Annotated in this window: 14 protein-coding genes; 10 read left to right on the top strand and 4 right to left on the bottom strand. The window is 61.7% G+C overall.

The window, feature by feature from the left end; all coding sequences use genetic code 11:
• Positions 1-174: 174 nt before the first annotated feature.
• The gene (gene sixA / locus ACSBQS_RS13360; protein ID WP_004936230.1) at positions 175-657 is read left to right on the top strand and encodes a phosphohistidine phosphatase SixA; all 483 of its coding nucleotides are present in this window, start codon (positions 175-177) and stop codon (positions 655-657) included.
• Positions 658-726: 69 nt separating this feature from the next.
• Here the strand turns inward: sixA and smrB are convergent, their stop codons facing one another.
• Complete coding sequence (gene smrB, locus ACSBQS_RS13355) at positions 727-1,257, bottom strand: endonuclease SmrB (RefSeq protein WP_197665936.1); 531 nt, start codon at positions 1,255-1,257, stop codon at positions 727-729.
• Between the two features lie 170 nt (positions 1,258-1,427).
• On the opposite strand from smrB, the gene prmB reads away from it, so the two are divergent.
• The 6 genes from prmB (at position 1,428) to ACSBQS_RS13325 (ending at position 6,117) form a co-directional block, all read left to right on the top strand.
• Positions 1,428-2,360 carry a 50S ribosomal protein L3 N(5)-glutamine methyltransferase gene (prmB, locus tag ACSBQS_RS13350; protein ID WP_025160157.1) on the top strand — a complete coding sequence of 311 codons (933 nt, stop codon included), beginning with the start codon at positions 1,428-1,430 and terminating at the stop codon, positions 2,358-2,360.
• A gap of 65 nt (positions 2,361-2,425) precedes the next feature.
• The gene (gene aroC, locus ACSBQS_RS13345) at positions 2,426-3,511 is read left to right on the top strand and encodes a chorismate synthase (protein ID WP_033643909.1); all 1,086 of its coding nucleotides are present in this window, start codon (positions 2,426-2,428) and stop codon (positions 3,509-3,511) included.
• A 5-nt stretch (positions 3,512-3,516) separates the two neighbouring features.
• On the top strand, positions 3,517-4,344 hold the full coding sequence (gene mepA, locus ACSBQS_RS13340; protein ID WP_025303719.1) for a penicillin-insensitive murein endopeptidase: 828 nt from the start codon (positions 3,517-3,519) through the stop codon (positions 4,342-4,344).
• 3 nt (positions 4,345-4,347) lie between these two features.
• Positions 4,348-5,154: a sulfite exporter TauE/SafE family protein gene (locus ACSBQS_RS13335; RefSeq protein ID WP_047025284.1), complete on the top strand. Its 807-nt coding sequence runs from the start codon at positions 4,348-4,350 to the stop codon at positions 5,152-5,154.
• Positions 5,155-5,245: 91 nt separating this feature from the next.
• Positions 5,246-5,803: an elongation factor P hydroxylase gene (locus ACSBQS_RS13330; protein WP_033651970.1), complete on the top strand. Its 558-nt coding sequence runs from the start codon at positions 5,246-5,248 to the stop codon at positions 5,801-5,803.
• Positions 5,804-5,835: 32 nt separating this feature from the next.
• Positions 5,836-6,117 carry a YfcL family protein gene (locus ACSBQS_RS13325; RefSeq protein ID WP_016926855.1) on the top strand — a complete coding sequence of 94 codons (282 nt, stop codon included), beginning with the start codon at positions 5,836-5,838 and terminating at the stop codon, positions 6,115-6,117.
• Positions 6,118-6,157: 40 nt separating this feature from the next.
• Here the strand turns inward: ACSBQS_RS13325 and mnmC are convergent, their stop codons facing one another.
• Positions 6,158-8,179 carry a bifunctional tRNA (5-methylaminomethyl-2-thiouridine)(34)-methyltransferase MnmD/FAD-dependent 5-carboxymethylaminomethyl-2-thiouridine(34) oxidoreductase MnmC gene (gene mnmC / locus ACSBQS_RS13320; protein WP_197665937.1) on the bottom strand — a complete coding sequence of 674 codons (2,022 nt, stop codon included), beginning with the start codon at positions 8,177-8,179 and terminating at the stop codon, positions 6,158-6,160.
• 170 nt (positions 8,180-8,349) lie between these two features.
• Between mnmC and fabB the strand changes: the two genes are divergently transcribed.
• Both fabB and ACSBQS_RS13310 read left to right on the top strand, forming a co-directional pair.
• Positions 8,350-9,570 (top strand): beta-ketoacyl-ACP synthase I, encoded by a 1,221-nt coding sequence (gene fabB, locus ACSBQS_RS13315; RefSeq protein ID WP_016926857.1) that lies wholly within the window; start codon positions 8,350-8,352, stop codon positions 9,568-9,570.
• Positions 9,571-9,782: 212 nt separating this feature from the next.
• Complete coding sequence (locus ACSBQS_RS13310; RefSeq protein WP_004936201.1) at positions 9,783-10,004, top strand: hypothetical protein; 222 nt, start codon at positions 9,783-9,785, stop codon at positions 10,002-10,004.
• 51 nt (positions 10,005-10,055) lie between these two features.
• Here ACSBQS_RS13310 and apbE read toward each other — a convergent pair whose 3' ends face one another.
• Positions 10,056-11,087 carry an FAD:protein FMN transferase ApbE gene (gene apbE, locus ACSBQS_RS13305; protein WP_342164017.1) on the bottom strand — a complete coding sequence of 344 codons (1,032 nt, stop codon included), beginning with the start codon at positions 11,085-11,087 and terminating at the stop codon, positions 10,056-10,058.
• Between the two features lie 153 nt (positions 11,088-11,240).
• Between apbE and ACSBQS_RS13300 the strand changes: the two genes are divergently transcribed.
• Entirely contained in the window at positions 11,241-12,353 is a 1,113-nt protein-coding gene (locus tag ACSBQS_RS13300; protein ID WP_197665939.1) for an SLC13 family permease, read from the top strand.
• On the opposite strand, the gene pepT is transcribed toward ACSBQS_RS13300, so the two are convergent.
• Complete coding sequence (gene pepT, locus ACSBQS_RS13295) at positions 12,350-13,597, bottom strand: peptidase T (RefSeq protein ID WP_047025287.1); 1,248 nt, start codon at positions 13,595-13,597, stop codon at positions 12,350-12,352. The two genes, ACSBQS_RS13300 and pepT, sit on opposite strands and share 4 nt — an antisense overlap.
• Between the last annotated feature and the right edge of the window lie 191 nt (positions 13,598-13,788).

Raw genomic sequence — 13,788 nt, 5'->3', positions numbered from 1 at the left:
TTGCTGTAAAAAACAGCATTTTCTTTACGCAAACTTTCAGGCAAAATGCCCGGCCGCCATAAAGAGACGGCGCGTTATCGTTTTAAAGCTTTGGCTTTGGGGTTGTAAAACTCGGCGGTACAGCACGCACGGCGTTTCTGTATAGCGTTACTTTGTCAACAACAGCGGTGCAATATGCAAGTTTTGATTATGCGTCACGGAGAGGCGGCGCTCGAGGCAGCCAGCGATGCGGTAAGGCCCCTTACCCTGTGCGGCCGCGACGAGTCCCGTCAGATGGCGGCCTGGTTGAACACCAAGTCTGTGGATATTGAACGCGTGCTGGTCAGCCCCTATCTGCGGGCCGAACAGACGCTGGCGACGGTGCGTGAAGCCTTGACGCTGCCGGAGGGCGAAGAAGTGCTGCCCGAACTGACGCCGGGCGGGAACGCCGAACAAGTCGGCAGCTATCTTCAGGCGCTGGCGATGCAAGGGGTGAGCTCGGTGCTGATCGTGTCGCACCTGCCGCTGGTGGGGTATCTGGTGGCGGAACTGTGTCCGGGCGAGTGCCCGCCGATGTTCGCGACCTCGGCGATCGCCAACGTCGATCTGCCGGCGGACGGCAGCTACGGCAAATTTGAATGGCAGGTCAGCCCGTCGCAGGTGATGGCCAAAGTGTGAGCCGCGGATGCGGTGCGGAATAAACTCAGGGCGATGTCTGACATCGCCCTGAGTCGTTTCTGCGGGAGGCTATTCTGCCAGCTCCACCAACAGCAGGACGGCGGCGTTGCCGCCCCATTCCTTCGGCGCCTGATGGAACGCCAGCACGTCGGGATGCTGCGCCAGCCACAGCGGCGTTTGCTGTTTGAGAATGTGTTTGCCGTGCCCGTGCATCACGCAGGCGCAGTGCACATGCTCGCGTTTGCAGGCGGCGATCAGCGCCCCCAATTCCTGCTTGGCCTGCAGCTGAGTCAGGCCGTGCAAATCAAGAAACAGCTCCGGCGAATAATCGCCGCGTCGCAGCTTCTTCAGCTCATACGGGCTGCTGCCGGGGCGCACGTAGCGCGTCGGGCCTTCCTCTTCCAGCTGCGGCTGATATTCATCTGAAAAATAATAGCTGGCATCGACCTGCTCCTGCCGCAGCCGCTGCGGCGCAACCTGTTTGACCTTGAGCTTCGGCGGGCGGTGGACGATGGTGTCCTGGCGCAGCTTTTTTGCACCCGCCACCGACTCTCTGAAGAGCTGTTGTTCGTCTTTGCTCAGAGGGGGCTTGTTCTTCATGCTTCATTCACCGGAAATCGTTTATTTCGCTAGTTTACCTTGTGAATGAGCGCTGTCGACGCAAAACTCGGGCCAGAGTGAAAAGCGCGAGGGGCGCGCGTGATTTGTCGCGGGCTTCATGGCAAACTATGCGGCTAAATCATGAAACACAGCGCCTGCCGGAGGGCAAATTGGACAAAATTTTCGTCGACGAAGCAGTGAACGAACTGCACACCATTCAAGATATGCTGCGCTGGACGGTAAGCCGTTTCAACGCCGCCAATATCTATTATGGTCACGGAACCGACAATCCGTGGGACGAAGCGGTGCAATTGGTGCTGCCAAGCCTGTTTCTGCCGTTGGACATTCCGGAGGACATGCATACCGCTCGTCTGACTTCCAGCGAGCGCCATCGCATCGTTGAGCGCGTGATCCGCCGCGTCAACGAGCGTATCCCGGTCGCCTACCTGACCAACAAGGCCTGGTTCTGCGGCATGGAATTCTACGTCGACGAACGCGTGCTGGTGCCGCGCTCGCCGATCGGCGAGTTGATCAACGATCGTTTCAGCGCGCTGATCCCGCACCCGCCGCGCCATATTCTCGACATGTGCACCGGCAGCGGCTGCATCGCCATCGCCTGTGGCTACGCTTTCCCGGAAGCGGAAGTGGACGCGGTGGACATCTCCAGCGAAGTGCTGGCGGTGACCGAGCGCAATATTCAGGCGCACGGCGTCGAGCACCAGGTGATCCCGATCCGTTCCGATCTGTTCCGCGACGTTCCCGCGATCCAGTACGATCTGATCGTCACCAACCCGCCGTACGTCGATGCGGAAGACATGTCGGATCTGCCGCAGGAGTTCCGCTTTGAGCCGGAACTGGGTCTGGCGGCGGGCAGCGACGGCCTGAAGCTGGTGCGCCGCATCCTGGCCTGCGCGCCGGACTACCTGACCGACGACGGCGTGCTGATTTGTGAAGTGGGCAACAGCATGGTACATCTGATGGAACAATATCCGGACATCCCGTTCACCTGGCTGGAATTCGAAAACGGCGGCGACGGCGTGTTCATGCTGACCAAACAGCAGCTGGTGGATTGCAAGGATCACTTCAGCCTCTATCGCAGCTAAGCCGCATTTCCAAGGCCCGCATGGCGGGCCTCATAACGATAAAAGACTAACGGTAAGGAGCCGTGATGGCAGGAAACAGTATTGGGCAGATTTTCCGCGTCACCACCTTCGGTGAATCTCACGGGGTGGCGCTGGGTTGTATCGTCGACGGCGTGCCGCCCGGCATCCCGCTCACCGAAGCCGATTTGCAACACGATCTGGACCGCCGTCGTCCGGGCACCTCGCGTTACACCACCCAGCGTCGCGAACCGGATCAGGTGCGCATTCTCTCCGGCGTATTCGAAGGCGTGACCACCGGCACCAGCATCGGCCTGATCATTGAAAACACCGATCAGCGCTCGCAAGACTACAGCGCCATCAAAGACGTGTTCCGTCCCGGGCATGCCGACTACACCTACGAACAGAAATACGGTCTGCGCGACTATCGCGGCGGCGGCCGCTCTTCGGCGCGTGAAACCGCCATGCGCGTCGCGGCGGGCGCTATCGCCAAGAAATACCTGCAGCAGAAGTTCGGCGTGCAGGTGCGCGGCTATCTGGCGCAGATCGGCGACGTGACCTGCGAGCTGAAAGACTGGGATCAGGTCGAACAGAACCCGTTCTTCTGCCCGGATCCGGACAAGCTGGAAGCGCTGGACGAACTGATGCGCGCGCTGAAAAAAGAGGGTGACTCCATCGGCGCCAAGGTCAGCGTGATTGCGGAAAACGTGCCGGTTGGCCTGGGCGAGCCGGTGTTTGACCGCCTCGATGCCGATCTGGCGCACGCGCTGATGAGCATCAACGCGGTGAAAGGCGTGGAGATCGGCGACGGATTTGCCGTGGTGACCAAACGCGGCAGCGAAAACCGCGATGAAATCACCCCGGAAGGCTTCCAAAGCAACCATGCCGGCGGCATTCTCGGCGGCATCAGCAGCGGCCAACCGGTGATCGCGCATCTGGCGCTGAAGCCAACCTCCAGCATCATGGTGCCGGGCCGCACCATCAATCGCCACGGGGAAGCGGTGGAAATGGTGACCCGCGGTCGCCACGATCCGTGCGTGGGCATCCGCGCCGTACCGATCGCAGAAGCGATGATGGCGATCGTGTTGATGGATCACCTGCTGCGCCAGCGTGCGCAAAACGGTGATGTGGTTTCCGACGTGCCTCGCTGGTAATCGCCATGAAAAACTGGATGTTGGGCCTGGTGGCCCTGACGGCCTCCGCTTCCGCCATGGCGCTGACGCCGTGGCAGAAAATCGACCATCCGGTGGCCGGCGCGCCGCAGGCGGTGGGCGGTTTCGCCAACGGCTGCATCATCGGCGCGCAGCCGTTGCCGCTGAATTCACCGGACTATCAGGTGATGCGTACCGACCAGCGCCGCTATTTCGGCCATCCGGATCTGCTGGCGTTCATACAGCGTCTCAGCAGCAAAGCGAACCAGAAAGCGCTGGGCACGGTGCTGATCGGCGACATGGCGATGCCGGCCGGCGGGCGCTTCAGCAGCGGCCACGCCAGCCACCAGTCTGGGCTCGACGTCGACATCTGGCTGCAGCTGCCGCGCCAACGCTGGAGCGCGCAGCAATTGCTCAAGCCGCAGCCGATCGACCTGGTGTCGGGCGACGGCAAACAGGTGGTGGCGAGCCAATGGCAACCGCAGATTGAGTCGCTGATCAAACTGGCGGCGCAGGATGCGGACGTGACGCGCATCTTCGTCAACCCGGCGATCAAGCAGCGTCTGTGCCTGGACGCCGGCGCCGATCGCGCCTGGCTGCACAAGGTGCGGCCGTGGTTCGGCCACCGTGCGCACATGCACGTGCGTCTGCGTTGTCCGGCCGGCAGCCTGGAGTGCCAGGAGCAGGATACGCCGCCGCCGGGCGATGGCTGCGGCGCCGAACTGGCGAGCTGGTTCGTACCGCATCAGCCGAACGCGAAGCCGGGCAAACCCGTGCCGCCGCCGTTACCGCCTACCTGTCAGGCATTGCTGGATCACCATTTCTCAGCGGAATAACACATGGACTGGTTCGTCATTGGCCCCGAGATGCTCGGGGTGTTGTTTGCGGTAGCGCTGCTGGCGGGGTTTATCGACTCCATCGCCGGCGGCGGCGGATTACTGACGGTGCCGGCCTTGCTGGCAGTGGGGGTTCCTCCGGCGCAGGCGCTGGCGACCAATAAGCTGCAGTCGGTCGGCGGCTCTTTCTCCGCCAGTCTGTACTTCATTCGTCGGCGAGCGGTGAACCTCAACGACCAGAAGCTGACGATTTTTCTGACGCTGATCGGCTCGATCGCCGGTGCGATTCTGGTGCAGCACATGCGCGCCGATTTGCTGCGGCAGATGTTGCCGCTGCTGGTGATCGGCATCGGTCTCTATTTCTTGTTGATGCCGCGACTGGGTGAGGAAGATCGTCAACGCCGCCTCGGCGCCTTGCCGTTCGGGCTGGTAGCCGGCGGTTGCGTCGGGTTTTACGACGGTTTCTTCGGCCCCGGCGCCGGCTCATTCTACGCGCTGGCCTACGTGACGCTGTGCGGTTTCAACCTCGCCAAGTCTACGGCGCACGCCAAAGTGCTGAACTTTACCTCCAACGTCGGCGGGTTGGCGCTGTTCATCATCGGCGGCAAGGTGGTGTGGAGCATCGGTCTGGTGATGCTGGTGGGGCAGGTGCTGGGGGCGCGTTTGGGCGCGCACATGGTGCTGACCCGTGGCCAGAAATTGATTCGGCCGATGATCGTGATCGTCTCGCTGGTGATGAGCCTCAAGCTGCTTTACGACAATCACGGTGCAGAGATTCAGCAGTGGCTGTCCGCCTTCGTGCACGGCTGACGATGAAAATGGGCGCCGTTTATGCGCCCGTATCCCCCCGCCGGTTATCGGGTATAATGGCCTCTTTATTTTTGTGGTTATAGAGTTTTTTATGTCAGACACGCAGACCCGCCATCATTATGAGCAGTTGATCGAGATCTTCAATCGCTGCTTCAGCGATGACTACAACACCCGCCTGGTGAAGGGCGACGACGAACCGATCTACCTGCCGGCCGACGACGAATTGCCGTATCACCGCATCGTGTTCGCCCACGGTTTCTACGCCAGCGGCCTGCACGAAATTTCGCACTGGTGCATCGCCGGTGAAGCGCGCCGTCAATTGGTGGACTTCGGCTATTGGTATTGCCCGGATGGGCGGGACGCGCAGACCCAGAGCGAATTTGAAGCGGTAGAGATCAAACCGCAGGCGCTGGAATGGATGTTCTGCGTGGCGGCCGGTTTCCCGTTCAACGTCAGCTGCGACAACCTGAACGGCGACTGCGAGCCGGATCGCATCGCGTTCCAACGCAAGGTGCGCGCCCGGGTATTGGCGCTGCTGGAGCAGGGAATACCCACAAGGCCTGCGCGCTTTATTCAGGCGTTGCAATCGTTCTACAATACGCCACCGTTGGCGGCCGAGCACTTTCCGTATCCGGAAGATCTCAACTGACGCCACAGCCCGTTATTTAATGAGGAAATTTGATGATCGCAGAATTTGAAGCGCGCATTTTGGCGCTGATTGATGACATGGTAGAGCACGCCAGCGATGATGAACTGTTTGCCGGTGGCTACCTGCGCGGTCATCTGACGCTGGCGGTGGCCGAGGCGGAAGAGCAGGGCGAACACACCGCCGAAGCGCTGAAAGCGCGGGTGGAGGAGAGCCTGCACAAAGCGATCGCCGCCGGGGAACTCTCGCCGCCGGATCAGATCCTGGTGCGCGGCATGTGGGAAAACCTCTATCAGGCTGCAACCCCTGCCGCCTGATCGTCATGCCGGGGCGCGTCGCCGCGCCCCTCAAGGTTGATTAAACCGCACGTCCTTTCAGCAATTTCCGCACCCACATCCGATTCGGATTCAACGCCGCCAGCAGGCGCGCATCACCCGGCAACGGTTCGCCGAACAGCTGCGCCGCCAAAATTTCCGCCGCCAACGGCGCCGAGCACAAGCCGCGCGAGCCTAACCCGCCGATAGCGAACAGACCGGGATAGACCGGCGCATCGGCGACGGTTTCGCCGCGCTGGTTCTGCCGCTGCAAATCCTGATACTGTGCCAGCGTGGCCTGATAGTCCGGCAGCGCGCCGACCATCGGCAGATGATCGCGGGTGGCGCTGCGCACGCCGCAGCGCGCCTGATGAGCGCTGACGTCCACCTGCTGCGGCCAGGCCTGCTCCGGCAGACAGCGCAGCAGGCGCTCGCGGTTCTCCTGTTGCTCCTGCTCGCGGTAGTCGGTGGCGATGTCGCCGCGCTGGTAGCTGGCGCCAATGCAGTGGTGGCCGTTGTTGGCATTAACCGGCGTCAGGTAGCCGTCGTAACACAATACCTGTTTCAATTGACCGAGGGCCGGCGAGGTCGGGATATGCGACACCTGCCCGCGTACCGAATACAGCGGCAGGGCTTCCGTCGGCGCCAGTTCGGCCAACCGATGGCCGTTGGCCAGGATCACCGTCGCATGGCGCCGGCTGTCGCCGTTGGCGAAATCGATGCGCCAGCCGTTTTCTTCCTGCGCCAACCTCTGTGCATCGTGCCGGTAGTGGCAGACCAAGCCCTGACGCTGCGCCAGCGCGATAGCGCCGCGCGTCAGCTCGGCCGGGCAGAGCCAGCCGCCTAGCGGGTAGGTGATGCCGCCAAAGCCGGTATCGACGCCGCACCGTTCGCTGAGCGTCTCGCGGTCGGCCGCCATCGCCAAGGCCTGCGGCCAGTCGGTTTTCAGCATATTGGCGATCTTGGCGCCGCTCTTTTCGTCATAGGCCAACTGGCTGACGCCGCACCACTGGTGATCAAAGGCGACGCCTTGTTGCAACAGGGCATCGTATTGGCGGCGGGCGAAGGGAAACGCGGCGCTGAAAAAGCTCTCCAGCGCGTCGCCGCTGCCGTTCAGCAAAGGATAAATCGCGCCCTGGCGGTTGCCGGATGCGCCCTCGGCCGCCTGCTCATCGGCGCAGTACAGCGTGACGGTGGCGCCGCGGCGCAGCAAGGCCAGCGCGGTGAGCGCGCTGGCGACGCCGCCGCCGATCAGGGCGATGTCGGCGGTGTTGTCCGCCGCCGGGCGTCGATACCAGGGCGCCGGATGTGCGGCGGGCTGCGCATCGGCCGGGAGCTCGCCGGCGAGCATCTCACGCTTTTGGCCGAAGCCTTTGCAGCGGTTGACCTGAAAACCGGCCTGTTGCAAGCCGCGGCGCACGAAGCCGGCGGCGGTAAAGGTGGCGAAGCTGCCTCCCGGCCGGGCGAAGCGCGCCATGGCGACGAACAGTTGATCGGTCCACATGTCGGGGTTTTTTGCCGGCGCGAAACCGTCGAGGAACCAGGCATCCACCTGGTTATTCATGCTGGCGTCAAACTGCGGCAGCAGATCGTTGACGTCGCCGAACCACAGATCGAGCGTAATGCGGCCTTCGGCTAACAGCAGGCGATGGCAACCCGGCAACGGCAGCGGCCACTGGGCGCGCAGCTCGTCGGCATAAGGCGCCAACTCCGGCCAGCGTGCATGCGCCGCCGCCAGGTCAGCCTGCTGCAGGGGGAATTTTTCGAAGCTGATAAAGTGCAGGCGCTGCAGCGCTGCGTCCGGCTCGGCCTGACGGAAGCCGGCGAAGGCCTGCCACAGCGTGAGGAAATTGAGCCCGGTGCCGAACCCGGTTTCCGCCACGACAAACAGCGAGCGCGGATGGGCGGCGAAACGTTGCGGCAGCCGATTGCCGTGCAGGAAGACGTAGCGGGTTTCTTCCAGCCCATCCTGATTGGAAAAATAGACGTCATCAAACTGTTTCGAAACAGGTGTACCCTGTTCGTTCCAGGTTAGCGTTGCGGTTTGGATGGGGGCGTGGTTCACGGTCAATGGCTCGAAATTCAAGGGATGCCGCGAATTCTAACGGCGCTGGCGCCCCGGCGCAAACTGGACAACAATAAAGCTGAAAAACGCTGATCGGACTTGTTCGGCTTACATCTGTACGCTAAAGTGCGATGCAAAATCCCGTAGGTAAATAGTGGAAGAGGTATTGAATGAAACGTGCAGTGATTACTGGCCTGGGAGTTGTCTCCAGCATTGGTAATAACCAGCAGGAGGTCCTGGCAAGCCTGCAGGAAGGACGTTCTGGGATCACTTTCTCCCAGGAGCTGAAAGATTCCGGCATGCGTAGTCACGTATGGGGGCAAGTTAAGCTCGACACTACCGGCCTGATCGACCGCAAGGCGGTGCGTTTCATGAGCGACGCTTCCATTTATGCCTTCCTGGCGATGCAAGAAGCGATCGCGTCTTCCGGCCTGAAGGAAGAAGAGTATCAAAACAACCCGCGCGTGGGCCTGATCGCCGGTTCCGGCGGCGGTTCTCCGCGCTTCCAGGTGTTCGGCGCCGATGCGATGCGCAGCCCGCGCGGCCTGAAAGCGGTTGGCCCGTACGTGGTGACCAAGGCCATGGCTTCCGGCGTTTCCGCCTGCCTGGCAACGCCGTTCAAAATCCACGGCGTGAACTACTCCATCAGCTCCGCTTGCGCGACCTCCGCGCACTGCATCGGCAACGCGGTTGAGCAAATCCAGCTGGGCAAACAGGACATCGTATTCGCCGGCGGCGGCGAAGAGCTGTGCTGGGAAATGGCCTGCGAGTTCGATGCGATGGGCGCGTTGTCCACCAAATACAACGACACGCCGGAAAAAGCGTCCCGCACCTATGACGCCGATCGTGACGGTTTCGTCATCGCCGGCGGCGGCGGCATGGTGGTGGTTGAAGAGCTGGAGCACGCACTGGCGCGCGGCGCGCACATCTATGCGGAAATCGTCGGCTACGGCGCGACTTCCGACGGCGCCGACATGGTTGCCCCTTCGGGTGAAGGCGCAGTGCGCTGTATGAAGATGGCGATGCAGGATCTGGATGCGCCGATCGATTACATCAACGTGCACGGCACCTCTACGCCGGTAGGCGACGTGAAAGAGCTGGGTGCCATTCGTGAAGTGTTCGGCGACAATACCCCGGCCATCTCCTCCACCAAGGCGATGACCGGCCACTCGCTGGGCGCTGCGGGCGTGCAGGAAGCGATCTACAGCCTGCTGATGCTGGAGCACGGCTTTATCGCACCGAGCATCAACATCGAAACCCTGGATGAACAGGCGGCTGGCATGAACATCGTGACTCAGCCGACCCAGCGCGAGCTGACCACCGTGATGTCCAACAGCTTCGGCTTCGGCGGCACCAACGCCACGCTGGTGATGCGCAAACTGGCGAAATAATCCCGCCGGCGCGTCATTCCGCCAACAAGCCCGCGTTTTCGCGGGCTTTTTACTGCCCGAAGCCCACCGGCCGGGCGCTCGGAGTTTTCCCAAATCACATCCCCTGACACATCATTACCTCGCCATTACACGCGTTGGGCATACAATAGCCAGGTAGCGTGATTATCGCTCGGCGTAGCTTTCTAAAGTGATCGAACATTGAGGCAAGAAGTATGAAAAAGTTAATTGCGGTTGGGTTACTGTCGGCCGTGTTGGCCGGATGCGCCACCGATTCTCCCTGCGTGCCGGTCTACGATGACCAGGGGCGTCTGGTGCACACCAACACCTGTATGAAGGGCACCACTCAGGATAACTGGGAAACCGCGGGCGCGATCGCCGGCGGTGCGGCGGCGGTTGCCGGTCTGACCCTCGGTATCATCGCGCTGACCAAGTGATCGGCGCGGAACAGGAATAAGCCCGGCCATTGCGCGCCGGGCTTTTTTATCTCACTGCACTAAAAATGCTTTGAACTGCGGCGTCATCACGGCGCTGAAACCGTCGTCGGTTTTGCTGATCAGGTAGACCGCCAGCCCTTTCTCTTCTGCGAGCTGCAACGCTTTCTCCGGGCCCAGCACCATCAAGCCGGTATCCCAGCCGTCGGCCTCGAGTGCGGTCGGGGCGATCACCGTGGCGGAAACCAGCCGGTGGTTGATCGGCCTGCCGGTGGTCGGATCGATGACATGGGAGTAACGCTGGCCGTTTTGTTCGAAGTAGTTGCGGTAGCTGCCGGCGGTGCTGATGCCGTAACCGTGCAGATCCACCAGCGCCTGCACCGCATTTTCACGGTCGGTCGGCTTTTGGATCGCCACCCGCCAGGGTTTGCCCTGGCCGTTGACGCCGCGTGAAGAGACCGCGCCGCCTACCGACACCAGGTAGTTGGTAATGCCGTGACGGTTCATCAGGCGCACCAGCTCATCGGCACCATAGCCTTCGCCCAGCGTCGAGAGATCGACATACATGCCCGGCAGATCTTTTTGCAGCCACTCCCCGCGATTGTCGCTGATCAGCTTCAGGTGCTGCAGGCCGATGTTCTGCTTCGCCGCGTCGATCTGCGTCTGTTCCGGCACCTTGACCGGATGCTTGTCTGGGCCGAACCCCCACAGGTTCACCAGTGGGCCGACGGTGATGTCCATGGCGCCGCCGGTATCGCGGCCGATGCGTTGGGCCATCAATACGATGTCCGCCATGCCGCGCGGGATAGGCTGCGGCTCGAGGCTGGCGCTGCGGTTAAACCGCGACAGCACCGAATCGGCGCGGTAGGTAGAGATATCGTCGTTGGCCCGTTCGAGCACCGTGTCGATCTGCCGCTGCAGCTCTTGTTTGCCGATCGCGACGTCACCGCTGACCTTAACGCTGTAGAAGGTGCCCATGGTCTTGCCGTCGATATCGATTTGCGGGCGAGAGGCGGGATCGTCACAGGCGGCGAGCAGGGCGCATAAGGCGCTGAGCAACGCCCCTTTAGCGAGCAGGGAAGCCATAACATGTCCTTTGAAAACCGTGAAAGCCGCTACAAATAAAGTAAAGCGCGGCAAATGAAAAGCGGATAAAGGTAAAATAGCATTTTGCTGGCGCTGAAGCCGCGTCTGAGCTAACGTCTGCCCATTCTTTTCGGTGAGGTTCACACTGCCGCTATGAGTTCAACCGCCATTTCTCGGCTTATCCACCCCTTTGTCAAAGATCGCTTCTTGCATGCATTGCTGCTGGCCGGCGTGGTGATGTTCGCTTTTCATCCGCAACCGCTGTCGGCGCTGGGTGGTTTCATCGACGGCCGTACCCTCATCACCCTGTTGGGGCTGATGCTGCTGACCAAAGGGGTGGAGGTCAGCGGCTACTTCGATTTTGTCGGCCGCAAGATTATCAACCGCTTGCACAGCGAACGGCGGCTGGCGCTGTTCCTGGTGTTTTCCGCCGCGCTGCTGTCGTCGTTTCTGACCAACGATGTGGCGCTGTTTATCGTCATTCCGCTCACCATCACGCTAAAAAAGCTGTCGGCGCTGCCGGTTGGCCGCTTGATCATCTTCCAGGCGCTGGCGGTGAACGCCGGTTCGTTGCTGACGCCGATCGGCAACCCGCAAAATATCCTGCTGTGGAGCCGCTCCGGCCTCTCTTTCCTCGGTTTCATCGGCCAGATGGCGCCGTTTGGCGTCGCAATGATGTTGAGCCTGCTGGCGCTGACCTGGTTCAGCTTCCCGGCGCGCGACATCGTGAAAACGCCGAATACCGAGGGGTATCCCTACCAGCGGCCGCTGTTGCTGAGCTGTGTAGGGCTGTATGCGGTTTTCCTGCTGTGTCTCGATTTCGATCTGCCGTTGTACGGGCTGCTGGCGGTGTTCGCCGGTTTCTTGCTGCTGGCGCGCCGAGTGCTGTTGCAGATCGACTGGAGTCTGATTTTCGTGTTCGCCGCCATGTTCATCGATGTCGGCCTGTTTACCCGTTTGCCGCCGCTTCAGCCGGCGTTCGCCGCCATCGCCGGGCTGAGCGAGGGGAGCGTGTATGCGTTGGGCGTCGGGCTGTCGCAGATCGTCAGCAACGTGCCGGCCACCATACTGTTGCTCAACTATGTGCCCTCGAGCGCTCAGTTGGCCTATGCGGTCAACGCCGGCGGCTTCGGGTTGGCGATCGGATCGCTCGCCAACCTGATTGCGCTGCGCATGGCGGGGGAGCGCAAGATCTGGTTGCGCTTCCACTATTATTCGCTGCCGCTGTTGGTATGGGCCGCGCTGCTCGGCTGGGTGATGAGCTAAGCCGGTTGGCCGCTTTGTCGCGCGGCCAGCAGGCAAATGCTGCGGGTCACCTGATAGGATTTCACGAAGGCGCTGACGGGTAAAAACTCGAAGCGCGAGTGGAAGTTATGCGCGCCGGTGAAGTAATTGGGCGTCAGGATGCCACGGCTGGAGAGCGCCGCGCCGTCGGTGCCGCCGCGCATCGGGATCACCTTCGGCGGGATGCCGTGGGCGGCGAGGGCGCCGAAGATCAGATCGATGGCGCGCCGGTCCTCGCCGATGGCGTTGCTGATGTTGCTGTAGATGTCGCTGACGCTGCAGCTGACGTTGGCCCGCGGATAGTTGGCCGCCACCTGGCGCACCGTCTCCTCAAGGCGGGCCTTGCGCACCTCGAACGCCGCGCGATCGAAGTCGCGAATCGACACCTTCAGCGTCGCCTGATTGGCGTTGGCGGCCAGATCGGTGAACCAGAAATAGCCCTCGCGCCCTTCGGTGTGCTCCGGAGTATCCTGCACATCGAATCGGTTAATGATGTCGTTGGCGATGCGTATCGGGTTGATTAATACGTTTTTCGCCGACATCGGGTGGGCGGTCACCCCCTCGATGCGGATCTCCGCCGCCGCCGCGTTGAAATTCTCGTACACCACTTCACCCAGTTCGCAGCAGTCGATGGTGTAGGCGAAATCGACGGGGAAACGCTGCAGATCCAGCGCCTTGGCGCCGCGCAGGCCGATTTCTTCGTCCGGCACGAACGCCACCACGATATCGCCGTGGCGATCGGCCGCGGTCAGGTTGGCCAGCAGCGTCATCACCACGGTGACTGCCGCCTTATTGTCGGCGCCCAGCACGCTGGTGCCGTCGCTGAACAGGATCTCTTCGTTCCGGTAGGGCAGGATCTCCGGATGCTCGGCGGTACGCAGCCAGATGTCCTGCTCGGCATTCAGGCATAAATCCTCGCCGGTGAAGCGCAGGCGCTGCGGGCGAATCTCGGGCGACAGGCCGACGTCCACGGTGTCGATATGCGTGATGAAGCCGATGCGCGGCGCGCCGGGTTGGGTGCCGGGCTTGCGGGCGGTCACGGTGGCGTGCTCGTCGATTTGAACGTCGGCCAGGCCGAGCCGGCGCAGCTCGTCCGCCAACAGTTGCGCCATCTCATGCTGCCCCGGCGTGCTGGGCAGGGCGGTTGCGGCGGCGTCGCTCTGGCTGGTCACCGCCAGATAGCGGAAGAAACGTTCGGTAAGCTGTTCGGCAATCGGGCTGGTCATCGGAACTCCTCGCGGTTGGCAATCTACCGGTTTTAAAACGAAATCAGCCGATTGTCCAACGGCGCAATGCGTAAACCGCCAGAATGCGAAGCATCGCGCAGAAACGAAAAATAGCGGTGCAACTAGGAAATAGTCGCAGGTTTCTGCGGCAAAATCGGTGTTAGCTGTGGGCCGGGAAGCGCCCGCATAAC

Source organism: Serratia sp. H402Y (genome assembly GCF_051172415.1).
GTDB lineage: Bacteria > Pseudomonadota > Gammaproteobacteria > Enterobacterales > Enterobacteriaceae > Serratia > Serratia ureilytica.
The sequence above is the reverse complement of the archived record's forward strand: the minus strand, read 5'-3'. Positions and strand labels throughout refer to the sequence as shown.